This window comes from Microcystis ichthyoblabe FBCC-A1114 (assembly GCF_050500245.1).
In the GTDB taxonomy this organism is placed as follows: domain Bacteria; phylum Cyanobacteriota; class Cyanobacteriia; order Cyanobacteriales; family Microcystaceae; genus Microcystis; species Microcystis ichthyoblabe_A.
The window spans coordinates 2508953-2533180 of record NZ_CP191408.1 but is presented as its reverse complement, the minus strand read 5'-3'; the positions used below and the strand labels follow the sequence as shown (position 1 = coordinate 2533180).

The 24228-nt window shown below is 44.0% G+C and carries 24 protein-coding genes; 12 read left to right on the top strand and 12 right to left on the bottom strand.

Features of this window, described 5'->3' with window-relative positions:
• The 3 genes from ACQY1Y_RS12210 to psaA all read right to left on the bottom strand — a co-directional run bounded on the left by ACQY1Y_RS12210 (position 1) and on the right by psaA (position 5190).
• Positions 1-492, bottom strand: a complete 492-nt coding sequence (locus tag ACQY1Y_RS12210; protein ID WP_042790312.1) for a DUF29 domain-containing protein — start codon at positions 490-492, stop codon at positions 1-3.
• Positions 493-548: 56 nt separating this feature from the next.
• The gene (psaB, locus tag ACQY1Y_RS12205) at positions 549-2762 is read right to left on the bottom strand and encodes a photosystem I core protein PsaB (RefSeq protein ID WP_002732591.1); all 2214 of its coding nucleotides are present in this window, start codon (positions 2760-2762) and stop codon (positions 549-551) included.
• Positions 2763-2940: 178 nt separating this feature from the next.
• Positions 2941-5190, bottom strand: coding sequence for a photosystem I core protein PsaA (gene psaA / locus ACQY1Y_RS12200; protein ID WP_002734764.1), 2250 nt, complete (start codon positions 5188-5190; stop codon positions 2941-2943).
• Between the two features lie 467 nt (positions 5191-5657).
• On the opposite strand from psaA, the gene ACQY1Y_RS12195 reads away from it, so the two are divergent.
• Positions 5658-7136, top strand: a complete 1479-nt coding sequence (locus ACQY1Y_RS12195; protein ID WP_430012832.1) for a hypothetical protein — start codon at positions 5658-5660, stop codon at positions 7134-7136.
• Positions 7137-7596: 460 nt separating this feature from the next.
• Complete coding sequence (locus ACQY1Y_RS12190) at positions 7597-8163, top strand: hypothetical protein (RefSeq protein ID WP_002777135.1); 567 nt, start codon at positions 7597-7599, stop codon at positions 8161-8163.
• Positions 8164-8682: 519 nt separating this feature from the next.
• Here ACQY1Y_RS12190 and ACQY1Y_RS12185 read toward each other — a convergent pair.
• The 5 genes from ACQY1Y_RS12185 to ACQY1Y_RS12165 form a co-directional block, all read right to left on the bottom strand.
• Complete coding sequence (locus ACQY1Y_RS12185; protein WP_002733101.1) at positions 8683-10041, bottom strand: hypothetical protein; 1359 nt, start codon at positions 10039-10041, stop codon at positions 8683-8685.
• 272 nt (positions 10042-10313) lie between these two features.
• Positions 10314-10898 carry a YqiA/YcfP family alpha/beta fold hydrolase gene (locus ACQY1Y_RS12180; RefSeq protein WP_002733444.1) on the bottom strand — a complete coding sequence of 195 codons (585 nt, stop codon included), beginning with the start codon at positions 10896-10898 and terminating at the stop codon, positions 10314-10316.
• Positions 10899-11122: 224 nt separating this feature from the next.
• Complete coding sequence (locus ACQY1Y_RS12175) at positions 11123-11428, bottom strand: DUF2973 domain-containing protein (RefSeq protein ID WP_002732775.1); 306 nt, start codon at positions 11426-11428, stop codon at positions 11123-11125.
• Between the two features lie 99 nt (positions 11429-11527).
• Entirely contained in the window at positions 11528-11935 is a 408-nt protein-coding gene (locus ACQY1Y_RS12170) for a DUF2605 domain-containing protein (protein WP_002777118.1), read from the bottom strand.
• Positions 11936-11950: 15 nt separating this feature from the next.
• Entirely contained in the window at positions 11951-12577 is a 627-nt protein-coding gene (locus ACQY1Y_RS12165) for a TenA family protein (RefSeq protein ID WP_069475683.1), read from the bottom strand.
• 119 nt (positions 12578-12696) lie between these two features.
• Here ACQY1Y_RS12165 and ACQY1Y_RS12160 point away from each other — a divergent pair, with 119 nt between their 5' ends.
• The 3 genes from ACQY1Y_RS12160 (at position 12697) to ACQY1Y_RS12150 (ending at position 15061) form a co-directional block, all read left to right on the top strand.
• Positions 12697-12903, top strand: a complete 207-nt coding sequence (locus tag ACQY1Y_RS12160) for a hypothetical protein (protein ID WP_002732891.1) — start codon at positions 12697-12699, stop codon at positions 12901-12903.
• A 41-nt stretch (positions 12904-12944) separates the two neighbouring features.
• A complete protein-coding gene (locus tag ACQY1Y_RS12155) occupies positions 12945-13844 on the top strand; it encodes an amino acid ABC transporter substrate-binding protein (protein WP_002732878.1) in 900 nt (299 codons plus the stop codon).
• Between the two features lie 230 nt (positions 13845-14074).
• Positions 14075-15061, top strand: coding sequence for an IS30-like element ISMae39 family transposase (locus tag ACQY1Y_RS12150; protein WP_430012831.1), 987 nt, complete (start codon positions 14075-14077; stop codon positions 15059-15061).
• Between the two features lie 289 nt (positions 15062-15350).
• Here ACQY1Y_RS12150 and tnpA read toward each other — a convergent pair whose 3' ends face one another.
• Positions 15351-15794, bottom strand: coding sequence for an IS200/IS605 family transposase (gene tnpA / locus ACQY1Y_RS12145; RefSeq protein ID WP_002740761.1), 444 nt, complete (start codon positions 15792-15794; stop codon positions 15351-15353).
• Here tnpA and ACQY1Y_RS12140 point away from each other — a divergent pair.
• On the top strand, positions 15768-16454 hold the full coding sequence (locus ACQY1Y_RS12140) for a hypothetical protein (protein WP_430012830.1): 687 nt from the start codon (positions 15768-15770) through the stop codon (positions 16452-16454). The two genes, tnpA and ACQY1Y_RS12140, sit on opposite strands and share 27 nt — an antisense overlap.
• A 257-nt stretch (positions 16455-16711) precedes the next feature.
• Here ACQY1Y_RS12140 and tadA read toward each other — a convergent pair whose 3' ends face one another.
• Positions 16712-17206 (bottom strand): tRNA adenosine(34) deaminase TadA, encoded by a 495-nt coding sequence (tadA, locus tag ACQY1Y_RS12135; RefSeq protein WP_024968786.1) that lies wholly within the window; start codon positions 17204-17206, stop codon positions 16712-16714.
• Positions 17191-17508 (bottom strand): glutaredoxin 3, encoded by a 318-nt coding sequence (grxC, locus tag ACQY1Y_RS12130; protein WP_002751734.1) that lies wholly within the window; start codon positions 17506-17508, stop codon positions 17191-17193. The genes tadA and grxC overlap by 16 nt, the downstream gene beginning before the upstream one ends.
• 558 nt (positions 17509-18066) lie before the next feature.
• On the opposite strand from grxC, the gene ACQY1Y_RS12125 reads away from it, so the two are divergent.
• From ACQY1Y_RS12125 to ccmS, 4 genes are all read left to right on the top strand, one after another.
• The gene (locus ACQY1Y_RS12125; RefSeq protein ID WP_002751733.1) at positions 18067-18627 is read left to right on the top strand and encodes a 5-formyltetrahydrofolate cyclo-ligase; all 561 of its coding nucleotides are present in this window, start codon (positions 18067-18069) and stop codon (positions 18625-18627) included.
• A 244-nt stretch (positions 18628-18871) separates the two neighbouring features.
• Entirely contained in the window at positions 18872-19189 is a 318-nt protein-coding gene (locus tag ACQY1Y_RS12120) for a hypothetical protein (RefSeq protein ID WP_002733676.1), read from the top strand.
• A 228-nt stretch (positions 19190-19417) separates the two neighbouring features.
• Positions 19418-20431 (top strand): aldo/keto reductase, encoded by a 1014-nt coding sequence (locus tag ACQY1Y_RS12115; RefSeq protein WP_430012829.1) that lies wholly within the window; start codon positions 19418-19420, stop codon positions 20429-20431.
• Between the two features lie 189 nt (positions 20432-20620).
• Entirely contained in the window at positions 20621-21061 is a 441-nt protein-coding gene (ccmS, locus tag ACQY1Y_RS12110; RefSeq protein WP_002751731.1) for a beta-carboxysome assembly chaperone CcmS, read from the top strand.
• Here ccmS and nagA read toward each other — a convergent pair.
• Positions 21017-22168, bottom strand: coding sequence for an N-acetylglucosamine-6-phosphate deacetylase (gene nagA / locus ACQY1Y_RS12105; RefSeq protein WP_002794240.1), 1152 nt, complete (start codon positions 22166-22168; stop codon positions 21017-21019). The two genes, ccmS and nagA, sit on opposite strands and share 45 nt — an antisense overlap.
• Positions 22169-22533: 365 nt before the next feature.
• Between nagA and ACQY1Y_RS12100 the strand changes: the two genes are divergently transcribed.
• Together ACQY1Y_RS12100 and ACQY1Y_RS12095 are read left to right on the top strand one after the other, a co-directional pair.
• Positions 22534-23328 (top strand): metallophosphoesterase family protein, encoded by a 795-nt coding sequence (locus ACQY1Y_RS12100; RefSeq protein ID WP_002751729.1) that lies wholly within the window; start codon positions 22534-22536, stop codon positions 23326-23328.
• 78 nt (positions 23329-23406) lie between these two features.
• Complete coding sequence (locus ACQY1Y_RS12095) at positions 23407-24225, top strand: SirB1 family protein (protein ID WP_271936084.1); 819 nt, start codon at positions 23407-23409, stop codon at positions 24223-24225.
• Positions 24226-24228 lie beyond the last annotated feature (3 nt).

The following is a 24228-nucleotide window of genomic DNA, read 5'->3' as shown; positions in this document are numbered from 1 at the left end:
CTAAACTGGTAAAAAATCAAAATCTATAATTTCTGCAAAGGTATAAGGACAAACTTGCGGAAACGTATCAACAGATAAACCAGTTTTTTTGATCACCGATCGCTTGGCTTTATCATAAATTATATCTAGCCTAGAAGCCCCATAATTGTAGAGGGTTTTTGACTGGAATAAAATTTCTAGTTCTAGACGAAAATTATCGATTTCATCGGCCCATCCCCAGCCACAATTACCTTTTTCAGTCAGCCAATACTGATACATTAATAAATGTTTAACGGTTTGAATTAGATAGCTTTCCACTTGGTTTCTTTGTTCTCGCCCCAAATCTTCTATCTCCGTTAAAAGATGTTCCCAATCTAAATTTTTCATCTCCCCGCGTCGAATTTGTTCGGTGGTTCGCTCAATCCACAAAACAAAGTCCTGATCATAAAGCTGTTTTAATTCTTCCCACTGCATAGATTTTTGAGATTGAGCCGCGCTTTTATGATCAATCATAAACAAAAAACCCCCCACCAATGGGCGGGGGGTTTTTTAGTCACCTAATTCAAGGTTTAGCCGAACTTGCCAGCAGTGGAAGCGATCAAGAAGGCGGCGTAGGTGAAGATATAGCCAACGGTGAAGTGAGCTAAACCAACCAAACGAGCCTGAACGATCGAGAGAGCCACGGGTTTGTCTTTCCAACGAACGAGGTTCGCCAGAGGAGTGCGTTCGTGGGCCCAAACGATAGTTTCGATCAACTCTTGCCAGTAACCACGCCAAGAGATCAGGAACATGAAACCGGTTGCCCAAACGAGGTGTCCAAAGAGGAACATCCAGGCCCAGACAGAAAGGTTATTAACACCGTAGGGGTTGTAACCGTTGATTAACTGAGCCGAGTTAGCCCAGAGGTAATCGCGGAACCAGCCCATCAGGTAGGTGGAGTTTTCGTTAAACTGAGCCACGTTACCCGACCAGACACCGAGGTGTTTCCAGTGCCAGTAGAAGGTTAACCAACCCAAGGTGTTCAACATCCAGAACATGGCTAGGTAGAAGGAATCCCAAGCAGAGATGTCGCAAGTACCGCCACGGCCAGGACCGTCGCAAGGGAAGGAATACCCGAAGTCTTTTTTATCGGGCATTAATTTGGAACCACGAGCGTCTAAAGCACCTTTAACCAGGATTAGAACGGTGGTGTGTAAACCAAGAGCGATCGCATGGTGAACGAGGAAGTCGCCAGGACCGATGGTTAAGAATAAGGAGTTAGTGCCGCTATTGATCGCGTCTAGCCAACCGGGTAACCAAACATCACCGTAGTTGGGATAGGCGGTGTAAGCGATACTATCGGGGTTAGACAACAGTACGTTCATGCCGTACAGGGTTTTACCCGAAGCTGCTTGCACGAATTGAGCGAACACAGGTTCGATCAGGATTTGTTTTTCGGGAGTACCGAAAGCGACGACCACATCGTTATGAACGTAGAGGCCGAGGGTGTGGAAACCTAAGAAAAGGGAAACCCAGCTTAGGTGAGAGATGATCGCTTCTTTATGCTCCAGCATCCGCGCTAGGACGTTATCTTTGTTCGCTTCGGGATCATAGTCACGCACGAAGAAGATAGCACCGTGAGCGAAAGCACCCACCGCTAGGAAACCAGCGATGTATTGGTGGTGCGTATAAAGAGCCGCTTGGGTAGTGTAGTCCTTAGCGATAAAGGCATAAGGGGGTAGCGCGTACATATGCTGCGCCACCAGAGAGGTGATCACGCCTAAAGAAGCGAGAGCCAAACCGAGTTGGAAGTGGAGAGAGTTGTTAACCGTGTCATAAAGATTTTTGTGACCGGCTCCTAACTTACCACTGGGGGGTCTGTGTGCATTGAGGATGTCCTTGATGCTGTGACCGATGCCCCAGTTGGTGCGGTACATATGACCAGCCACAATGAAGATCACAGCGATCGCCAAGTGGTGGTGAGCCATATCGGTTAACCAGAGGGACTCGGTTTGGGGATGGAAACCACCTAAGAAGGTGAGGATCGCAGTTCCCGCGCCTTGGGCAGTACCGAAAATGTGGTTAGCAGTATCGGGGTTTTCCGCATACACACTCCAGTCACCGGTGAAGAAGGGTAGTAAACCCGCCGGGTGGGGGGGAGTGGAGAGGAAGTTGTCCCAACCAACGTGCTGACCGCGGGATTCGGGGATAGCAACGTGAACGAGGTGTCCGGTCCAAGCCAGAGAGCTAACACCGAACAGAGCGGCGAGGTGGTGGTTCAGGCGAGATTCAGCGTTTTTGAACCAAGCGAGGCTAGGACGGAACTTAGGTTGTAAGTGTAACCAGCCAGCAAAGAGGAAAATCGCCGAGAGAATCAGCAGGAACACCGCACCTTGGTATAGGTCTTGGTTGGAGGTCATACCGATGGTGTAGAACCAGTGGTAAACCCCGGAATAGGCGATGTTAACAGGGTTAGAAGCGCCAGCTTGGGTGAAGGCATCTACAGCGCCTTTACCGAACTGGGGATCCCAAATCGCGTGGGCGATGGGACGGATGTTTAAGGGATCTTTGATCCACTGCTCGAAGTTACCTTGCCAAGCGACGTGGAATATAGTGCCGGAAGTCCACAGGAAAATGATTGCAATGTGGCCGAAGTGCGACGCGAAAATCTTTTGGTAGAGATTCTCTTCCGTCATGCCATCATGACTTTCAAAATCGTGGGCTGTGGCGATCCCGTACCAAATCCGACGGGTGGTCGGATCTTGGGCTAGATCTTGGCTAAATTTAGGGAATTTAGTTGCCATAGCTGTTTAGGAAATTCTCCTCTCTAAATAACTGAGGCTCTTACACGAGTGCTGGTTATTTCCTTTTTTCAATTCACCTACTGTAATAGGAAACGCTTACAGAGGTATCGGTCAATCGACGCTGGTTCAGCCTAGTCTTGCCAATCCCCGGGGGACTGGCAAGCCCTTATAGGCAAGTTTAGCCAATCGAGAGACTTCTGGCCAAGAAGAATGCCCAAGTGGTGACAATACCGCCTAAGAGGTAGTGAGCCACACCAACGGCACGACCTTGAATGATGCTCAGGGCGCGAGGTTGGATAGCGGGGGCAACTCTTAACTTGTTGTGCGCCCAGACGATCGACTCGATTAATTCTTGCCAGTAGCCGCGACCACTGAACAGGAACATCAAGCTAAACGCGAAGACGAAGTGACCGGCTAGGAACATGATTCCGTAGGCAGACAGAGCAGAGCCATAGGAATTAATGACTTGCGCTGCTTGCGCCCAGAGGAAATCGCGTAACCAACCGTTGATGGTGATGGCACTTTGGGCGAAGTTACCGAGGGTAACGTGGGTGACAGTGCCATCGGGGGCGACGGTTCCCCAGACATCGGACTGCATTTTCCAGCTAAAGTGGAAGATTACGACCGAGATGGAGTTGTACATCCAGAACAGGCCGAGGAAGACGTGATCCCAACCCGAAACTTGGCAGGTACCGCCGCGACCGGGACCATCGCAGGGGAAACGGAAACCGAGATTCGCTTTATCGGGAATCAGACGGGAACCACGAGCGTAGAGAACCCCTTTGAGGAGAATCAACACGGTGACATGGATGGTGAAGGCGTGGATGTGATGCACGAGGAAATCGGCAGTACCGAGAGTAATCGGCATCATGGCCACTTTGCCACCCACTGCTACCACGTCGCCACCGAAAGCATAACTAGCGGTAGTGAGAGCGTTAGGAGCGGTGTTGCCGGGGGCTAGGGTGTGGAGACTTTGTACCCATTGGGCAAAGATGGGTTGTAGTTGAATTCCCGTATCCGAGAACATATCTTGGGGACGACCAAAAGCCCGCATGGTGTCGTTGTGAATGTATAAACCGAAGCTATGGAAGCCGAGGAAAATACATACCCAGTTCAGGTGGGAGATAATTGCGTCGCGATGACGGATCACCCGATCGAGCAGGTTATCCACGTTTTTGGCTGGATCGTAGTCGCGCACCATGAAGATCGCTCCGTGCGCTCCCGCACCGACGATTAAGAAGCCACCGATCCAAGTGTGGTGAGTGAACAAGGATAGTTGGGTGGCGTAGTCCGTCGCCTGATAGGGATAGGGCGGCATGGCGTACATATGGTGGGCCACGATGATGGTTAGCGAACCTAAGAGAGCAAGGTTAATCGCTAACTGGGCGTGCCAAGAGGTGGTCAGGATTTCGTACAGTCCTTTGTGACCTTGACCGGTGAAGGGACCTTTGTGGTTTTCAAGGATTTCCTTCATGCTGTGACCGATACCCCAGTTGGTACGGTACATATGACCAGCAATGATGAACAATACAGCGATCGCCAAGTGATGGTGAGCGGTATCGGAAAGCCAGAGACCACCAGTCACGGGGTTCAAGCCACCTTTGAAGGTGAGGAAATCCGAGTAAGCACCCCAGTTAAGGGTAAAGAAGGGGGTCAAACCCTGGGCGAAACTGGGATATAAATCCGCCATCTTGCTCGGTTCGAGAATGAACTCGTGGGGCAAGGGGATGTCTTGGGGAGCGACTCCCGCATCGAGGAGTTTGTTCACCGGTAAAGAAACGTGAATCTGATGACCGGCCCAACCTAGGGAACCTAAGCCGAGTAAACCCGCCAAGTGGTGGTTCATCATCGATTCCACGTTTTGGAACCATTCCAGTTTCGGTGCGCTTTTGTGGTAATGGAACCAACCAGCAAACAGCATCAGGCCCGCCATCACTAAACCACCGATAGCGGTGCAGTATAGCTGATAGCTGTTGGTGAAACCAGAAGCCCGCCAGAGGTAGAACAGACCAGAGGTGATCTGAATACCGTGGAAACCGCCGCCCACATCGCCGTTGAGGATGCCTTGACCGACGATCGGCCAGACCACTTGGGCGCTGGGTTTGATGGCGAGCGGGTTGGTTAACCAAGCTTCATAGTTAGAAAATTTCGCGCCGTGGAAGTACATTCCACTTAGCCAAACGAAGACAACGGCGAGATGTCCGAAGTGGGCGCTGAAGATTTTCCGAGAAATATCTTCTAGATCGCTGGTTTGACTATCAAAATCGTGGACGTTGGCGTGTAGGTTCCAAATCCAGGTAGTGGTTTTGGGTCCTTTGGCTAAAGTGCGATCAAAATGCCCCGGTTGACCCCACTTCTCAAAGGAAGTAGGTACTGGGTCTTTATCTACAATCACTTTAGCTACCGCCTCTTTGGGGGGGAGTGCCATGAGGATTCTCCTCTCTCGACAATAGACTTAGCGTTTTATTTGAGGATAGATTTTTTAACCTAAAAAAGGCAAGTTGAAATCTGACCCACCTTTTGTTAATGTCGCTTGACTTTCCTCTTGGGTGAGATTTCAGTCGAAAGCATCAATAGTAGATGATAAGTCTTTGTTCTCTCCTCTGTTCGTTGTGCTTAACAATAATTAAAATTCTCTCAATCCTTGATAGGAGAGACATTTTCTGCTATGGACGGTCTTAGTCAGGGTCAGACCGGTAATTTTTCTTTACAAAAGTTTATTAATTGTCGCCCCAGAAGCCGATTTCACCTTTTTCTCCCTCACCAGACCATATAGAAAATTCAATAGATAGATTCTCAAAAAACAATCAAACAATTCTGTAAAATTGAGGCCATGACCTCATCTTCTCGCGCTTTTGCTGACACCAGAGCATTCAATGACTCTAGCAAAAATCAATGGTTTGTATAGATTTTGGCCTTGGCTCTAGGAGGAACGTGCTATCCCTACTACATAAATTAATCCCAGTCAAAACCCTTCATATATGTCTTGTGATCGGTTTACTGACCACTCTGTTAAACGCCTGTGGCGATCGCTTGACAGCCACCAATCTCCCCACTTCCGAAACCTCTAATCTTCCCGTCGTCCAAGGCCGCATTTCTGAGGTTGCTCCCCCGGCCCTAATTCAGGAACTGCGCCCCAGTTTAGAGCGTTACGCCCCCCAAGTAACGATTCTCAGCCCTCTGGCCGAACAGGTTTTCGATGACACCCAGGTGATAGTTAAACTACAAGTGTCAGATCTGCCAATTTTCCAAGACGATACCCTGAAATTAGGACCCCACTTGAGTCTAATTGTCGATAATGAACCAGCAGCAGCTATTTACGACCTCAAGCAACCGATTATCCTAGAAAATCTTGCCCCAGGTACTCATACCCTGCGCGTCTTGGCCCTGCGTCCTTGGCAGGAAAGTTTTAAAAATGATGGGGCATTTGCTGAAACAACCTTTCATATTCTGACAAAAACAGGCAAAAATGCCCCTGATCATAACTTACCCCTGTTAACCTACAGTAGTCCGCAAGGAATCTACGGTGCGGAACCGATCCTGCTCGATTTTTATCTGAGTAATGCTCCTCTACGTCTGTCCAATACTGCCAACGGGGATAATAATCTTCAAGATTGGCGCATTCGTGTCACTGTCAACGGTGACAGTTTTCTGCTTGATACTTGGGAACCGATTTATCTCAAGGGTTTTGCCAAGGGCAATAACTGGGTACAACTAGAATTCATCGATGGTCAGGGAAATAAAGTCGAAAACGAGTTTAATACCAGCGTGCGCGTGATTAGCTTTGATCCCTCTTACCAAGACGGCCTCAGTCAATTAGTCCGCGGCGATTTATCCCCTACAATTGCCCGTAGCATCGTTGATCCCAACTATCAAACTATTCCCAGTCCAGAGGAAGAAACCCCTGTTATCGAACCAGAAACCTCTATAGTTGAGGAAGAAAACCCTGTAGTTGAGGAAACCCCTGTTATTGAGCCAGAAAGCCCCATAGTTGAGGAAAACCCTGTTATTGAGCCAGAAAGCCCCATAGTTGAGGAAAACCCTGTTATTGAGCCAGAAAGCCCAATCGTGGAAGAAAAACCAGTAGAGACAGAAACAGTCGAAAAGCTAGAGGAAACCCCTGAAGCGATCGAATCTCCCCTAACCACCATACCAGAGACAAAGGAGATTAACGAACCGGCCCCTGGGATTCAGCCTCCGCTAGAAGTGGAACCTATTCCCGAACCCCAGAACAATAGCGAGCAAAAAATCACCATTTTTGATCGCGTTCAACAAACCTTAAACCGCTTCCAGTTGGCCTCTTCCCCAGCAGAAAAAGATATCGAACTACCCACCCTCGATCCTGAATTATTCAGCAATGTCGAGCGGTCTTAGAGCCTAGCTTAATCCAGTTTTCAGGGGAAGTGGGGGGGTGGGGGTTTTTCAGTGAGCAGTAAACAGTAATCAGTAATCAGTGAAAAGAAAGCTCCCAAGTTTGGTTATATTGGAGTTAAAGTGATAAGCTTATCTTATCGAAAAAACGGCATAAGCCTTATGTCCCTACCATTAACATCGTGCCGGCTGTAGGGGCGCAAGGTGGTCAGTGAGTTTATCGAACTGCTTGCGCCCATTATGTGACATAGTGAACATTTTTCACCTGATGTCCAGAAGACACCGAAGTTTTCACCCAACACTGTCTACTTAAAACTGCAATCTGATAACTGATAACTGAAACCTCCAACCGCTCGATCGAGAAATTATTAAACTAATATTTCGCAATATAGACAAAATTGGGAACTAGGTTATAATCTAAAACGTCTATAGACAATTTACTAACTTTTTGCTTGAGGTAATTGTGTTTAACAAAATTTCCCTTGTCGCTGGTTTTGCCGGTTTAGTTGCCCTAACTACCGTTGGTGCTGTACCCGTACAAGCAGAACCGCAAAATAACGAAATCCTGATCAGTCAACTGCGCGGCCATGACACCTACAGAGGTGAGCCGCAACTCAACCCCGGTGACTATATACTCGGTCGCGTCCGGGGAACCGTGGGTGGCATTATGTCCATCCAATTGATCAGACTTGTAACAGTGGATGGCAAAGAAATTTTCAACGGCGACTTTGCTGACGGAACCACCACTCGTATTGTTGGGGATGCCATGGGTGGTGATGACGTGATTTTGCAAGTGGTAGATGGCAAATTAGTTTATGTGGGTAAAGCTCATCCCTATTGGGTTTCCCGCTTGAAACTAAAATCAGAAATCGCCGTCAGTAGCACTCGCTCGCAACTTTTAAGAGAAATCAACGAAAAACAACCCGCTTGGGGACTTCCCGCTTTACCCCCGGAAACCAGAACCTTTACTGAAGTTGCTCCCCAACCTGCTCCCGAGCCTAGTGTATCTCCTATCCGCGGACTTTGGTAGTGGGAAGACATCAGCAGAAAATCTCTTGTCTTGAGACTGAGAAGGGTGAAAACTTTCCTCACAATCTAACCAATTTGGACTAAATATAGCGTTTCTGATTCACAAGAGGTACATTCCCGATCCTGAACAGCTTAATCAGCAAAGGTTTAAGTGTGCCGCCCAGATGCGAGAACCGCTATAAATCCCTCTTTTTCAGATAAAAGGGGGATTATTCTGGCTCTTCGGGACTTGGCATGGTTCGATATGGGGGCATAAATCGACTAAATCCTTATCTGGCAAGAGATTTAATTGATTAGTTCGTCCAGATCGCCAACAATTGACAAAAATTGCGGCAATGTCTGTCTCTATAAGGGTTTCATTCCTTATAGAGACAGACATTGCATAAGACAAACCGAAGAACCATTATTATTAGACATTTCCATAATATTAATGCTCTTCTGGAATTTTCAGAAATCCCTGACCGAATCCAGATAGGGAAATTTTTCGATATTCACAGACCAATTCGACTCGCGTTAAGTTTTAAGGCTTGGTTGTAGCGCGAACGTATAGGTCGATCAGGTTGTTCGGCTCGTCATAGGCGATGCGCTTGCCTGCCATCAGATCGCTACGCAACAGGGCGCGCATACGATTTGCAGTCGCGTCGTCAAGTTCCGTGCCGGGCCGCACTTCGTTCAAACGATTGCGCAATACTGCATTGTCGCTGCTCATTGTGATGCGCCAGCCTGGTTTGGCACCTATGGCTTCTGGGGCCAAATCCATTTTTTGATTCTTGTCTTGCATGAAAAACGTATGGATTGTCCGGTAGGCATTCCTGCCGATAATCGGAACATCGGGTTGGGTCTGTTCTCCAGTGTTGATTTTGGTCATTTCGTGGGCGATGGGAACCATTTGCTTGAAAGCATACTTTTTCTCCACTATTTGGTTGCCGAGTCGGCGCAGATTCGCCAACAGCTCGGAACTTGGCGCATGACCATTGGTTGCTGCCTCGCGTGTGAAACCAGCCCAAATGCCATCGGCTCCGTTTAACAAAGCTTCCATGATTGACGCATTTTCCATACCATTTCCCGCATGCATATGCACTAGCAATTTGATATTGGGCGGCATAAGTCCTTTGATCATGGCGGTCAATGTGGCGATCTGGAAAGGTAGCGCCGTTCCTTTTCCATCCTCGTAGAGAATGGCGGCGATGGGTTGAGTCGCTAGAAACTTCGTAACCCTTGCCACCCATTCCCAATCCTCGAAAAACGCATCTACACCATCCTGGTAGTTGATATACACGCGGGGAGCGCCTCCGTTATCACCGCGTATATTTTCATGAGTCCATTTAATGGTGGCGGCAAGTTCCCGTAGGTAATTGTCGCGGTCTTCTACGCGGACGTAGGCCTTAGTGATGTCAAGATCAAAGATAGCGTTAGGGATTTTATATTTTTTCAGCTTCTCCATGCTGATGTCTGCATTAAACACCTTTTGGTCAGCGGAAAACTTCCCGGGCGAGGCGAATCCAAAAGTACCTGTCAGGTCTTCTTTCCTTTCGTTGAGTAATTTGCAGAAGGCATCGTCAACTTGCTCAATCTCTGGCATCGACACATTGAAAGTTGCCAGTAAAATCTCCTTAAAGCCGAATTTTCTCGCCAGGCTTAAAAGGGCGAGTTTGTTTTCAAGAACATGGCCTATGGGGGAACCTACAGCAGGCTCGCGAATCGAAAGATCCAACACCATCGGGTCAAGGTTGCGGAGAGCCTGTTCTTTGCTTTCCATTGCTTTGAGTAAAGATGAAAGTTTAAGCCGTTCTTCAGGGGTTAAAACACTTACTTTGAGTAAAAATGAAATTTGAAGCCGTTCTTCAGGGGTTAAAACACTTTTGTCGCTGGGTTGCATTTGATTTTTTTTCTGTGGTAATAGTGATGTGGATTGAACGGTTGCGTTGACATCCTCACCGCCTTGATCGGACGGTGATTCCGGGCAGATCAAACAAACTTAATTGAACGATCTTCAGGTCTGTTGACGCTTCACTGGATGCCGCTACCTTAGCGGTAGTCTTACGCCTTCCTCCAGGTCCGTTTCAAGTCTCCTGAAAACATTTTAGCACAAAGCCGTCGTCAGCTGTCCTGCATTTAAATTAGGTATAAGATGTAGTAGTGCGGGCATCTTTAACTATCTAATGCGCTTAATTTCAGCCAAGGGCGATTCATGCAATAATGGCGACTATTTTCTAGGGGAATCACCTCATCGGCACGACCAGGAATAATCAGGGTAGGCAGCTGCCTGATCAACTTTTCTAGGGGATAATTGGCTAAATCCTCGATCAACTTGTAATCAATTGGCAGATAACGGCGATAACCGTAGTGATAAACCGATAAACTCCCAGATTTTTGCCAATTGGCTAGGGTTTCTGCTCCCAATTGTCCTAACCAAATCGGCCCGAAATTAAAAGCGGGAGCTAATAAAACGAGCCTTTGCACCTGAAAATAAGTTTCTGCCAGCCAAGCTGCCGTTAAACCGCCAAAACTGGAACCAATCAGTGTAACGGGAAACTGAGATTGTTCAATCAATTGGCCGACTTGAACAATCTGACGAGTGAGAGTTAAGCTAGAAAAGTCATCACCGTTAAGATCGGGAATTTCCATTGCTAAACCCCTCTTTTGCCAACAATGTCTCAAAAATTGCGCTTTTGTTGATTGGGGGCCAGAAGCAAAACCGTGTAGATAAATATATCTGTTTTCAAGGACTGCCATTCTAGAACCAATTAGGGTCTGCTGAAAAAGTTTGCTGGTGGGGGCAGGGTGTGGGGTGTGGGGTGCAGGGTTTTACCGATTTTGAGGAGGTCAATTACCTAATTTTCGGGGAAAAAGCACCTGAATTTTCCCCCTGATCACTCTCTTGCCTAGCACTTTTGGATTTCAAAAAGGTCTCAAAGTCTTACCCAACAAGATTTTTAGATTTATTCAGCCAACCCCAATTAGATTTCTTCATCTTGCTCTTTGGTAGCACTGGGAGAAGAATTATAAATAGCATCTAACTGTTGACGAGCATCTTCGACAGTGAGAGAACGAATCACTAACAGAGGTTCATTAATCGGTTGTCCGGCCTCGTCCAAAAGTTCTGGATGGGAAGTCATGGGATAACCGTAGGGATTATAGGAATTAGCCGATTTAGCAGGACGTTTCTGGGAATCCATGCTGACAGTAATCAGACTCCGAATTAAATTATTAATGGTCAAAAAAGCGATAACTGTGAAGGCGAGGATATAGAGCAGATGTAACATTGGCCGAGTCTCCCATGAATTATGTGTGAATATTCCTAATTGCCAAAACTTTATGCTAAAAATTCGCTCAATTCTCTAGCTTACCAAAAAAGTTTCAGGTTAAGCGTCAGTTTGAGGAGATTGATATTCTCCCCAACCCTGTAATCGACGACGACGACTGCTGACCCCCCAACACTCTGCCACCAGCTGGTGCCAAGGCAACAACATCTTGGCCTCGATACCCACCTGACCACCTGTGGTTTTAAAGAGTAAATGAGCCGTGGCTACCTCCTGTTGGGCGTTTTTGACTCTTGCTAATAAATCGTTTTGTTCCTCGAGGCTGAGAAAGGATAATCTCTCGGATTCGAGGAGAAGACGGGAACGGGAAAACCAATAGGTGAAATCCTCTAGTAGAGGTTCCAAGATGGTTTTCAGGAGTTCGTTTTCGGCGGGTTGCGAAGGGAACATTATTTTTATAATGACGATTTTGCTTACCTTAATCTTAGCGTCATTTATATTTCTTAACATTGTGACGGAAAAATTTTAAGATTTGCCCCAGCTGCAGGCGGCACTAAAGAAATCCAGTTCACAACTAAGGGCATAACGATAGGATAAAGAGATATTTTCGGTCATCAGGGTGTATTTATCCGCCAATTCCTCTAACTGGCTTGCTAAAGCTTCAAATTCATCCCCACTATAACTATCAATCCAAGCTTGATAGGGATTCTCAGAAATTGGTTCTAAGGCTAATTGTTGACCCAGATAAGCATAAAGACGCATACAGGGACTCATCGCCACAGCAATCGCACCGATGTCACCCATCCAAGCGGTAGCGAGAAGAAAATCCGTATAGCGACGGGTGGCATTAGCGGGCTGAACCTTTCTCAGGTCAACTCCCCACTGTAAAGCATAATTTTCATGTAATTCTAACTCCTTTAATACCCCCGCCGCTAACCGATGAAAGCTAGTAAATCCCTGCCAATCGGGAGCTTTAGCGGCGGCGATACTGTAAGCACGGGCGAAAGATTCCAGAAAAAAAGCATCCTGACCGACATAAAAAGCGAAACAATCCCGTTTAAGCTCTCCTGTGGCGATACCTCGCACAAAAGGGTGTTCTAGACAAGCTTGTACTAGATCTTGATGGCTGTGCCAAAGTTGCTGACTAAGCATGGGAAAATACTAATTAGGTGGACAAGGTTGGTTAACTAGAGTTCAGCATTCCTTAATCCAAACTGACGTTAAACCTGTTACAATAAAAAATATAACTGACTAAATTGGAATTAAAAACTATGCGACTTAAGCGATGGGAGTCCCCCCGCCGTCAGGGACGTAACGACAAAGGCAAGGGCGGTTCGGCCCGACAGCGACAACTGAAAAAACAATTTAAAATGTTGTCGAAAAAACTAAAAGGGGGAGAGAGTAACATCTCTCCTCTTTTTTTGTCCCCAGCAATCGCCGCTAAAAAATCTTCCTCTGGGAAACTCTCAGTCTCCTAAAACAGTCCCAGACTTGAGCCACTTTCAGATTAGGGAAAAAAATGAAGCGTACACTTGCCGTCATGACGATGACAGTAGCTTTAACCGTCACCAGTAACCATTCTAGCCTTGCGGGAGCAATCTTCGATCGCATTCAAAAAACTGGGGTAATTATTGCCGGCGCTCGTAAAGATGCTATTCCCTTTGGTTTTGTCAACTCCCAGGGCAAGTGGGTGGGTTACAGCCTTGATATGTTAGAGTTAATTCGCAAGGAAACCGAACGGAAGTTAGGAAAACCAATTAAGTTAAAAATTGTTGAGATTAATCCCCAAAATCGTTTTGAAAAGTTGAAAACAGGGGTTATCGATATCGAATGTGGCTCCACTACTTTTACTTGGAAAAGAGAAAATGAAGTGGATTTTTCCGTTAGTTACTTTGCCGGTGGTACTCAATTGCTCACCCGCAAAGGTAGTAATCTCGATGACATCGGTAGCCTGGCAGGCAGACGCATTGGAGTGATTGCCAATACTACTAATGAATCGGTAATTAAAACCCAACAACCCGCCGCTATTTTGGTCAAAGTTAAAAATCGTGGCGAGGGTTTACAAAAACTAGAAGCGGGAGAAATTGATGGTTTTGCCAGTGATGGCATTACCCTAGAAGGTTTAAGGAAAAGTGCTAAAAATCCTAATAATTTAGCCATAGTTCCCTCCTATCCCTACGCCTACGAATCCTATGCCTGTACTTTACCCGAAAATGATTCTAAATGGCGCGATACAGTGAATTACACCTTATTAAAATTCATGGAAGGGATCGTTAGCGACCAACAACAAGCGGTGACAATTTATGAACGTTGGTTTGGTGAAGATGGTGTTGTTCCCTATTCCAGAGAAACTATTAATGATTATTTTCAAGGCATTGTCAACACCTACGAATGGATTCCTTTAACTGTATTTCCCTAAAATTAAGACCTTTTCAGGGACAGATTGAAAAAGGCGGTAATGATTCGGTAGTAGTGGCGTAGCTCTGTTGCTTACCTGGTATGAATTGTGTAAAATATTTATTAATAAAAATAATTGGAACCCGATCAGTCTTCGCCAATTCAAAAATGAAACGCATCAACCTCAAGAGTTGACAAAGAAAGGCTCATCAGGTACTGTCTGATCATTAACAAAAACAAATCAGACCCAAAATGAGCCACCAACATCTTAACATAGAACAAAGAAACTTGCTCTACCAACTTAGTCAGGAGGGAAATTTATCTCAACGGCAAATGGCCGTCTGGCTCGGATGTCATCAAAGCACAATATCACGGGAATTAAAAAGGAATCAAAGTTCTCTTGGCTGCTATCTACCTGACACAGCACAAGCTGAAAGCGAGACAAGGCGAAAAAATGCCAAACAACCCTTTAAAAATGTCAGCGAGTCAGCCTTAGAGTTGGTCAAAGAAGGATTGAAAGATTATCATAGTCCCGAACAAATAGCAGGTCGTCTGAAAAGAGCCAGTCAAGAATCTCTCAGTCACGAAACCATCTATCAAATGATCTATCAGAACTATCACGGATGTGGAGAGTACCAGAAATATTTACGCCGGGGGCTTTGTCAAAGAAAGAGTCGAGGCGGAGCAAAAAGTAAGCGTGGAGGGATTCCAGGGCGTGTAGATATCAGCGAGCGACCAGTAATTGCTGACCAGAAAACTGAAATCGGTCATTGGGAAAGTGACACAATGATTGGAGGCAATCATCTAGGAGTTCTCGTTACTCATGTAGATAAAGCCTCGAAATTTTTAGTAGCAGGATTAGCCAAAAACAAAACCGCATCGGAAATCAATAGAGTCACAGAAAAACTTTTTCAAGAGATTCACCCTGACAAAAGAAAAACCTTTACTTGTGACAAGGTTAAAGAATTTTGTGGACATCAAGAGTTGAGTCAGAAACTAGGAGCAGATTTTTATTTTGCTACTCCTTATCATTCGTGGGAGAGGGGATTAAACGAGCATACCAATGGACTGTTAAGACAATTTTTCCCTAAGGGAACGAATTTTAAAATCGTTAAGCCAGAGGAGGTGGAAAGAGCCGTAAACTTGATTAACAATCGTCCTCGAAAATGTCTTGACTATCGTACCCCGAATGAGGTATTCTATAAAGGTAGATCAGACAGTGATGCAATTCAGACTTGAATTGGCCAATTTTAGATGAAATAGAGCGAATAAATCATGCTTTATTTGATGCTGAAGGTCGTCTCGATTATTCATTAGCGAAACTGCCTATCTTACAAAAAGAATTACTAGAGGCTTTAATGGCTCATATTGATGATTGCTACCGTATTCTTAAGGTTCTCCATCCTTATGATAGTTCCAATCAAGTCAAATATAATGATAAGTGGCTAGATAAGGCTAAAAATCCTGCAAAAAAAGACTTTGAAAATAATAATGAACTACCCCGCCGCAAGCGGACGGGGTATCAGAATCAAAATAGACTCAATTGTAGATTTTGGTGTAGCTGCAGGTATTCTTTATCTTGTTCTTTTACATATCTCGCTATCATACCTTCATCCCCATGCTTTCCTACCGTACTTGCGTAATATCCATCACTCCAAAACTCTCCTCCCCACAACTGCTTTTTCACTTGAGGACACTTTTTGAAAATTTCTCTCGCCGTTATACTTTTAATCATTGTCACGATCCTTGTCACACTATAAGTCGGTACTGATTGCACCAGAAAATGCACATGATCTTTATCCACTCCAATTTCTACAAACTTGATCTCGTATCGTTTTTCCATCTCTAGACAGACTTCTTTCAACAAGCTATCTACCTGTTCGTCGAAAACGGCTTTACGATATTTGGCTGGGAACACTAAATGATATAGCAAAACACTTACATTATGGCTCTTATGGATGTATTCACTCATTTTTCTATTATACGCCGCGAGCGGCGGGGAATTAGACCCGAAGAGATTAAAGATTATAAAAACTTATTGTCCCCTATTGTTAATAAAATCAAGCATAATGGCGGTCAATTACGTTCTATCGTAATTTACTCACGGGATCGCAGAATAGTCACAAAGCCGATCAGGAAAAAAATTCAAATTTTTCCCAGAGATGCTCGTATCGTAGGATATTTCTTGGAAGGAGTTCATCCTAATGGCAATATCGGACCCGATATCGAAATTCATCCGAATGGAAAATCGGCTATTTCTTTAAACCGTGATTTGCGTTATCATTTTGCCAATTTATATCGAATCGGTCGTCATTTAAAGAAAGCTATCGTAAAAACCGTACATCACGTCGAGACAATAGACTTGCCGTATCCAGGTTCGATTCGACATACAAGTTGTCAATATGATCTAGAGTCAATTGCAGAGAAAATAAGTAATTTGCCATCTTTGTTTTATCAAAATGAATTTGACAAGGAAACTCCTAATATCCAATTCTATCGCAATCCTAAAGATACGGAGTTAATTCTAGAAACGCCTGGCTCTCGATACATGAATTGGGAGGGAGAAGTAGCAATCTTTTGTCAAATGCAGGTAGATCCTGTTTCTCGTACATATCAACTACCTTATTGGTAAAATCAGAGTAACTCCAGATCAGTAATGCGATAACTATCACCTACGAGGGACAAGCGGCAATCATCAGCACAGAGGGAAGATTAACGATTTCCTGTTCTCATATTACGATCGGTGATCAGCTAGTCCGCATTCAAGTTCTAGTTGAGACAAGGTAAAACGAATATCAAATTCAGATGCACAACAGCTTACCCAATCCGCTTTTAACAGTAGGATTGACTCCTGACTCCTGACTCCTGACTCCTATCTCCCTGACTCCTTTAAACATTTCTTTTTTTCTCAAACCATGTTTGTAATAATTCCCCGGATTCCTTGGCTAAAATTCCCGCGATTACCAGTAAACGATGGTTAGAAAAAGGACTATCCATAAAATTAGCCACAGTGCGGATAACTCCTGTTTTGGGATCGTCAGCACCGTACACTAATAATCCTAATCTAGCCTGAATGATTGCTCCAGCACACATGGGACAGGGTTCGAGGGTGACGTAGAGGGTACAATCATTTAAGTGCCAATTGCCTAACACTTGACTAGCGGCACGAATCGCCAGAATTTCAGCGTGAGCGGTGGGATCATGGTGTTTTTCCTTGCAATTAGCCCCTTGAGCGATTAAATTGCTCTGTTTATCCACGATAACCGCTCCCACAGGTACATCACCCCTGTCCCCCGCAGTTGCCGCTAAATTTAAAGCTAACTGCATCCATTGCCGATGTTTCTCATAGGCTTTTTCGTCAATAGACTTTAGATAGTCCCACATTTAGCCAATAAATTATCTAATTTTTTCTGACCATCCAAAGCATACAAATCATCACAACCACCGATATGTTCATTATTGATAAAAATCTGTGGTACACTGCGTTTACCGTTGGACCGTTCGGCCATGGCTTGACGAGCGCTTTCATCCCCATCAATCTTGTATTCGGTGTATTTTACCCCTTTCCAACCCAGCAACCATTTAGCACGAATACAGTAGGGACAAGTTGCCCACGTGTAAATTTCCACATTGGCCTTGATATTCTCGTTATAACGCCCAAAAAGCGAGTTAAATAGATTTAGCATCGTTCTTACTAAGTAGTTAGGTGTTAAAAACTGTCCGATGCCCCCCTTATTAAGGCTATCCCTTATAGGGATCTTTCTTAACAATTTTTGCAGTAAGCACTCCAACCCTTATCCTGACTTGATTTCAGTTTTTTCTTTGTCAGTAAGGGTGTCAACAAGGAATATTACAAATTGTTAACCGAGTCTTGAAAGCCTTGTGCTACAAAGGTTTGAAATGTTAAGAAAGATGTGACTAAAGGATAGCTTATTAAGGGGGGATTAAGGGGGGATCGACACCCCCCTTATTAAGCTATCCCTTATAGGGATCTTTCTTAACAATTTTTGCAGTAAGCACTCCAACCCTTATCCTGACTTGATTTCAGTTTTTTCTTTGTCAGTAAGGGTGTCAACAAGGAATATTACAAATTGTTAACCGAGTCTTGAAAGCCTTGTGCTACAAAGGTTTGAAATGTTAAGAAAGATGTGACTAAAGGACAGCTTATTAAGGGGGGATTAAGGGGGGATACATCTTCAATTTAATTATAACCAGCTACTTACTCTCCTATTTATCTTTATTTTATGGATTCTGCTACCAAAAAAGCCCAATTACGCAAACAACTAATTGCCCAAAGACGATCGCTTCCTAAGCATATTTGGCAAGAAAATAGTCAGCAACTTTGCAAAAATTTACAATCTTTACCCCTCTTTCAACACGCTAAAACCATTCTCGCTTACTTCAGTTATCGTCAAGAGCCGGATTTAAGTTCCTTATTTTGTCAACACCATCGCTGGGGTTTTCCCCGTTGTGACGGAGATAGCCTGACTTGGCACTGTTGGACTGCCGACGATCCCCTAGAATTAAATCGTTATGGCATCTATGAACCAACAGCGATCGCTCCTCTCATTTTACCGACCGAAGTGGACTTACTGTTAATTCCCGCCGTCGCTTGCGATCGCCAAGGTTATCGCTTAGGTTACGGGGGAGGTTATTTTGATCGTCTCCTACATTCCCCCGAATGGCAAGCTATCCCCTCGATCGGGATTGTCTTTGACTTTGCCTATCTCGATACCCTTCCCCTCGATACTTGGGACCAAAAATTACAGGCAATCTGTACCGAATCAAGAACCGAAATTTTTTAACAATTATTTCCTTTTGTGTGATCGGTTTAACTTATATAGGAGCGATCGATCTTTGTGTCCTTTGTGTCTTTGTGGTTCGTTCTGGTCGTTCGCTGGCACTGTATCTTAGAATACATTTTACCCACCGACTACTCATATATTAAGTTTTATTGAATCCGATCGACCCTTAAGATAGCTTTGCTAGGATGAAGTTCGCATCAAGAGATGTTTAAAGTAATCACCAGAAAAAGTCAACAGGGAAGCAATGAAACACTTTCACGAACCATGGATTCAAGAATGGTGTCAAGAAAACGGCTGGACAGAGCTATTTCTCGAACGCTACAGTAATTATTGGGCATTCCCTCCCAATGCCGTCATGCCAGAACCAATTCCCACCAAAGTGTTACAAAATATTAAGCGTCAAAAAGGTCTATCCCCTGCCGAAAAACTTTGGTTAGGAATGGCGATTGGATTGACTGTGACAGCTTTAATTCTCTGTGTCATCCTCGCTTGTCCTATGCCTATAGTTCTCGCTTTCGCTTTTGATGCTGTCACCGCAGCGCGATTGGAAGTGGAATATTAACCGGGCAAAAATTGAGCAGCAAAAACCTAAACAGGGGGAGATTTTTCCGAAAGTCTTCCCCTTGACTGCGTTTTTCCAGACAGGGACGATCGATCTGTCTTGAATCAGTAATCGGTGATTAGTGGTCAGTAGGAGAATAGAATATTAAGTGAGCAGTATTCAATGGCAGTTTTCTGCTGTCTTTTCACTGATTACTGTTTACTGTTTACTGATCACTGAAAAGTCCCCATGTCCGAATCTCGTCGCTTACAGTTTACCCCCGATCTGGAAATTTGTCGTATTTTGAACGGAATGTGGCAAGTTTCAGGCACCCATGGTTCGATCGCACCCCAAAAAGCGATCCCTAGTATGTTCTCCTATCTAGATGCCGGTTTCACCACTTGGGATCTGGCCGATCATTACGGTCCGGCTGAAGATTTTATCGGTGAATTTCGTCGTCAATTAGTCGCTCAAAGGGGTATTGATGCTTTAAATAATCTGCAAGCTTTCACTAAATGGGTTCCCCGTCCGGGTAAAATGACTAAGGAAATAGTCGCAAAAAATATCGCTATTTCCCTGCGTCGCATGGATGTGGATAGTCTCGATTTATTGCAGTTTCACTGGTGGGATTATCGCGATAAAAATTATCTAGATGCCTTATATTTTTTAGGGGAATTACAACAGGAAGGCAAAATTAAACACCTAGCCTTGACTAATTTCGACACGGAACATTTAAAAATTATTCTCAGCGCCGGGATTACAATAGTCTCCAATCAAGTCCAGTTTTCCCTGATTGATCGCCGTCCCCTCGTCAAAATGGCGCAGTTTTGCCAAGAACATAACATCTATCTCCTGGCCTATGGTACTCTAGCAGGAGGCTTATTAGGAGCTAAATATCTCGGTCATCCTGAACCCAATGCCATGAGTCTCAATACCGCTAGTTTACGGAAATATAAAAACATGATCGATGCTTGGGGAAACTGGCAATTATTCCAAGAATTATTAACTGTTCTTAAAGCGATCGCTGATTCCTATCATGTCACCATTCCTAATGTGGCAGTGCGTTACGTTCTTGAACAAAAAGCCGTAGCTGGGGCAATTATCGGGGTGCGTTTGGGTGTTGCTGAACATATCCAAGAAAATGCCCGTATTTTCGATTTTCAATTATCCCCCCAAGACTATCAAAAAATTGATCATGTCTTGCAAAAATCCCAGGATTTATTGCAGTTAATCGGTGATTGCGGTGATGAGTACCGTCGATAAGTAGGTAGGTGTTAAAAATTGTCAGCTTTCCCCCCTTATTAAGGGGGATCCCCCCGCCTATCGGCACCCCCCTTATCAAGGGGGGCAGGGGGGATCGGCACCCCCCTTATTAAGGACTGATAACGGATAACTGATAACTGATGACTGATAACTGATAACTGATAACTGATAACTGAAAAGAGGCTAATGATGAGATTTGAACAAGCAATACCCGATGATCCCGCTAATCAATGGCGCTATCAATTAGATCAATTTGTGCAAGAAAATCAACAGGAATTAGCCGGTTTAATGTGGGGTTTACTCTCGGAATGGGGAGAAGATGCTCAAGAAACCCTAGGCATCGATCTTAAACCTCAGCCTCATTTTGTCTGTTGTTCTAGGGAGTCCCTAGAGAAATTAAATCGCAAGGTTAATTGTAAAATTCAAGAGATGCTTGGGATTATTTATCGCTATAATCCCAGCGAAGAAGTGGCTATAGTCGCTATCGGTGATGGTCAGGTAAAATTGATTTATTTTCAACCCGATCTTTCTCCTCCTGAATGTTTTGATCGCCTCGAAGTCGATCTTGATACCCTCATTCAACAGTTAGAGTCCAAAATGCTGACGGAAATCCAATCTTTCCCAATTTGATGCCGATTGCCAGCGCAAAAAGTTGGCAGGTTGTCCCACTGATAAACCCGCTAATCCGATCGCTTTTCTGGGGGATTCTGTCGCTAGAAGAATTGCCGTTTCTAAATCACATATTCCCCAGTTAACTAAATTGGCTACTCCTTGTAATAAGGGTAATGTTGTTCCCGCTAAAGTACCGTCAAAAAGTCTTGCTGTTCCCTGTTTGACTTCAATTTCTCTCTCGTCCCAAGGATAGACACCATCCCCTAAACCAATCGGTGCTAAAGCATCACTAACTAAGAAAATTCCTTGATGATAATTACTGGCTTTTAGTAATAATTCTATCATGGTTGGATGGATGTGTTGACCATCGGCAATTAACCCACAATACACCTCGCGATTGATAATTGCTTCCCCTAATAAACCTGGTTGACGATGATGTAAAGGAGGCATGGCATTAAAGGCATGAGTAACCATTTTTGCCCCTTGCAAAAAGGCTTTTTTGGCTATTTCTTGACTCGCTTGCGAATGTCCTAAACTGACGGTAATTCCTCGATCGCTTAGGTATTTAATCACCGTACCGCTACTATCTAATTCTGGTGCTAGAGTGATAATTTTTACAATCGATAAGTAGTCCCCAAAAATTTTATCTACTGTTTCTATACTTGGGTTTAAAAGATATTGTCCCGGATGCGCTCCCCTTTTTTCATAGTTTAAAAATGGTCCCTCTAAATGTACTCCTAAAACCTGGGCGCTCGATCGATTTTCCTGTTGCTGTTTTTCGATATATTTGGCAATTACTGAGAGTGATTTTTGAAATTTCTCCACGGACGTGGTGACTAGGGTGGGAAGATAACCATCAATTCCTTGATTCCCCAGATAATCGCTAATCTTATCTAATTTTTCTAGATCTGTTATTTCTAAGTCAGGAAATGCTAATCCTAATCCTCCATTGATCTGTAAATCTACTCCTCCTAAGGATAGCCAATCCCCTTCCATATCGATAATCTTTTCCCCTTTTTTCCTTCCCCCCATCTCCGTGATTCTCTCGATCTTTCCCGCAGCATTTATCTCTATTTGTTGTCGATCCTGATGGGCGGGAATTCTAGCGTTAATTAGGGTTATCATAGCAGCAGAAAACTAATTTTTTTTTATTATAATCTCAAAAAAAAACTTTTTTTTTGATGATGCTTGACAAGGGAGCATTTTTTTGAGATACTTTTTTATACAATGGGAATCTTTGCGTTTACCTATGAGTGCTGATGTCCAATTATATAAAAACTGATCATAAAAAAATAGTACCATAACCCGACCGCTCTCTGTCCAGAGATTGTAAAAATACTTTACAAAATAATTACAGCCTTTCTCTGGCGGTTCTTAGGAGGGAGTGACTGTCAAAGGGAAAAGCTTGTCCTATAATAAAATTAAGACTATATAAAAACTACTTTTTTAGCAATAAAAGAGTAGCAATCTCAGGGATTAGGGAGGGGTGTATGTTTTTTAGAAACATAGGGAAACAAACTCAAGAACCGCGTCGTATTATTATCGGAGATGTGCATGGCAATTTTCAGGCACTTTTGCGACTATTAAACCGAGTTGCTCCTGATAGTGAGGATGAGGTTTATTTTCTGGGGGATTTAATTGATCGAGGAGAGCAGAGCTTAGAAGTGGTGGATTTTGTCATCAAAAATAACTACCAGTGTCTCCTAGGAAATCATGAATATATGCTCTTAAAAGCTTTAGCAGGAAAAGAAGTTTCTGAAAGATGGTTAAACGGTTGGATCGAGAGTGGCGGGGCGGCGACACTACTAAGTTATAATAACAATATACCCGCCGAGCATATCAATTGGTTCCAATCCCTACCCGCTTATTTAGACCTAGGAGATATTTGGTTAGTTCATGCGGGAGTACACCCAGAATATCCCCTTGAACAGCAAACAAACGAGGAGTTTTGTTGGATTAGAAACGAATTTCATACCATGACCCAACCCTATTTCAAGGATAAACTAATCATCACAGGTCATACTTTAACCTTTACCTTTCCCGATGTCAAGCCGGGGCAACTAGCTCGCGGCAGCGGTTGGCTAGACATTGAAACTGGGGTTTATCATCCCCAAAGTGGTTGGTTAACTGCTTTAGATTGGACAAATCAATTAGTTTATCAAGTGCAGGATCAATCTAAAAATTGTCGCACGATCCCTTTAGAAAAAGCGGTGGTTAATCTAGACCTTGACAAGATTTCTCGTTACTCCTCCGGGGAAAGCTCATCTAAAGCGCTGAATCTTTAATAGTGATCAGAAAAGAGAAGCGATAAAACCAGAAGGATCGGTTAAAATAGTTGATAATCTGATTAATACCCTTTTCTAATGACCCTTGAACTCTTATACCAGGCCTTCATCGAAACAATTCAACATCCTGATCATGAGATAAATCTAGCTCGGGCAGCTCTACAAATAGCCAATTTTGAATATCCCCGTCTCAAGATTGATCACTATTTAAATAGGATAAACTTAATGGCTGACGAGGTAAAAAAACGCCTACCCGATAGATTATATCCTTTAAAAATAGTCAAGGTTATCAATCAATATTTGTTTGAAGATTTACAATTTACCGGTAATACCCAAGAATACTATGACCCCCGCAACAGCTACTTAAATGACGTAATTGATCGCCGCACTGGTATTCCGCTCACTCTCTCGATTATCTATTTAGAGATTGCCAAACAGATCGATTTTCCTATGGTAGGAATTGGTATGCCAGGGCATTTTATTATCCGTCCCGATTTCGAGGAAGTGGAAATTTTTGTCGATCCCTTTCACGGTGGTGAAATCCTATTTAAACAGGACTGTCAAGAAAGATTAAGTCAAATTTATCAACAGTCAGTTAAATTAGAAGAACATTTTCTCAATATTGCTACCAATCAGCAAATTTTATTACGTTTGTTGACTAATTTAAAATATATTTACCTGAATCGTCAACAATGGTCTCAGACAATTCGGACAATAGATCTACTACTTTTGCTCATTCCTAATCATCCCCTAGAGCTGCGCGATCGAGGTTTAGTTTACTATCAAATTGGACAACTCAGCCAAGCGCAACAGGATTTAGGCTTCTATCTCGCTCTCCTACCCAACGCTCAAGATGCCGAATCCATTCGACAATTATTGCAAAAAATTAACTCTTAAGTC

Excerpts from the sequence above, each read along its gene's own strand:
- ACQY1Y_RS12210 (WP_042790312.1), bottom strand. The coding sequence starts at position 492 with ATGATTGATCATAAAAGCGCGGCTCAATCTCAAAAATCTATGCAGTGG.
- psaB (WP_002732591.1), bottom strand. The coding sequence starts at position 2,762 with ATGGCAACTAAATTCCCTAAATTTAGCCAAGATCTAGCCCAAGATCCG.
- psaA (WP_002734764.1), bottom strand. The coding sequence starts at position 5,190 with ATGGCACTCCCCCCCAAAGAGGCGGTAGCTAAAGTGATTGTAGATAAA.
- ACQY1Y_RS12195 (WP_430012832.1), top strand. The coding sequence starts at position 5,658 with ATGGTTTGTATAGATTTTGGCCTTGGCTCTAGGAGGAACGTGCTATCC.
- ACQY1Y_RS12185 (WP_002733101.1), bottom strand. The coding sequence starts at position 10,041 with ATGCAACCCAGCGACAAAAGTGTTTTAACCCCTGAAGAACGGCTTCAA.
- ACQY1Y_RS12180 (WP_002733444.1), bottom strand. The coding sequence starts at position 10,898 with ATGGCAGTCCTTGAAAACAGATATATTTATCTACACGGTTTTGCTTCT.
- ACQY1Y_RS12175 (WP_002732775.1), bottom strand. The coding sequence starts at position 11,428 with ATGTTACATCTGCTCTATATCCTCGCCTTCACAGTTATCGCTTTTTTG.
- ACQY1Y_RS12170 (WP_002777118.1), bottom strand. The coding sequence starts at position 11,935 with ATGTTAAGAAATATAAATGACGCTAAGATTAAGGTAAGCAAAATCGTC.
- ACQY1Y_RS12165 (WP_069475683.1), bottom strand. The coding sequence starts at position 12,577 with ATGCTTAGTCAGCAACTTTGGCACAGCCATCAAGATCTAGTACAAGCT.
- ACQY1Y_RS12160 (WP_002732891.1), top strand. The coding sequence starts at position 12,697 with ATGCGACTTAAGCGATGGGAGTCCCCCCGCCGTCAGGGACGTAACGAC.
- ACQY1Y_RS12155 (WP_002732878.1), top strand. The coding sequence starts at position 12,945 with ATGAAGCGTACACTTGCCGTCATGACGATGACAGTAGCTTTAACCGTC.
- ACQY1Y_RS12150 (WP_430012831.1), top strand. The coding sequence starts at position 14,075 with ATGAGCCACCAACATCTTAACATAGAACAAAGAAACTTGCTCTACCAA.
- ACQY1Y_RS12140 (WP_430012830.1), top strand. The coding sequence starts at position 15,768 with ATGGCTCTTATGGATGTATTCACTCATTTTTCTATTATACGCCGCGAG.
- tnpA (WP_002740761.1), bottom strand. The coding sequence starts at position 15,794 with ATGAGTGAATACATCCATAAGAGCCATAATGTAAGTGTTTTGCTATAT.
- tadA (WP_024968786.1), bottom strand. The coding sequence starts at position 17,206 with ATGTGGGACTATCTAAAGTCTATTGACGAAAAAGCCTATGAGAAACAT.
- grxC (WP_002751734.1), bottom strand. The coding sequence starts at position 17,508 with ATGCTAAATCTATTTAACTCGCTTTTTGGGCGTTATAACGAGAATATC.
- ACQY1Y_RS12125 (WP_002751733.1), top strand. The coding sequence starts at position 18,067 with ATGGATTCTGCTACCAAAAAAGCCCAATTACGCAAACAACTAATTGCC.
- ACQY1Y_RS12120 (WP_002733676.1), top strand. The coding sequence starts at position 18,872 with ATGAAACACTTTCACGAACCATGGATTCAAGAATGGTGTCAAGAAAAC.
- ACQY1Y_RS12115 (WP_430012829.1), top strand. The coding sequence starts at position 19,418 with ATGTCCGAATCTCGTCGCTTACAGTTTACCCCCGATCTGGAAATTTGT.
- ccmS (WP_002751731.1), top strand. The coding sequence starts at position 20,621 with ATGAGATTTGAACAAGCAATACCCGATGATCCCGCTAATCAATGGCGC.
- nagA (WP_002794240.1), bottom strand. The coding sequence starts at position 22,168 with ATGATAACCCTAATTAACGCTAGAATTCCCGCCCATCAGGATCGACAA.
- ACQY1Y_RS12100 (WP_002751729.1), top strand. The coding sequence starts at position 22,534 with ATGTTTTTTAGAAACATAGGGAAACAAACTCAAGAACCGCGTCGTATT.
- ACQY1Y_RS12095 (WP_271936084.1), top strand. The coding sequence starts at position 23,407 with ATGACCCTTGAACTCTTATACCAGGCCTTCATCGAAACAATTCAACAT.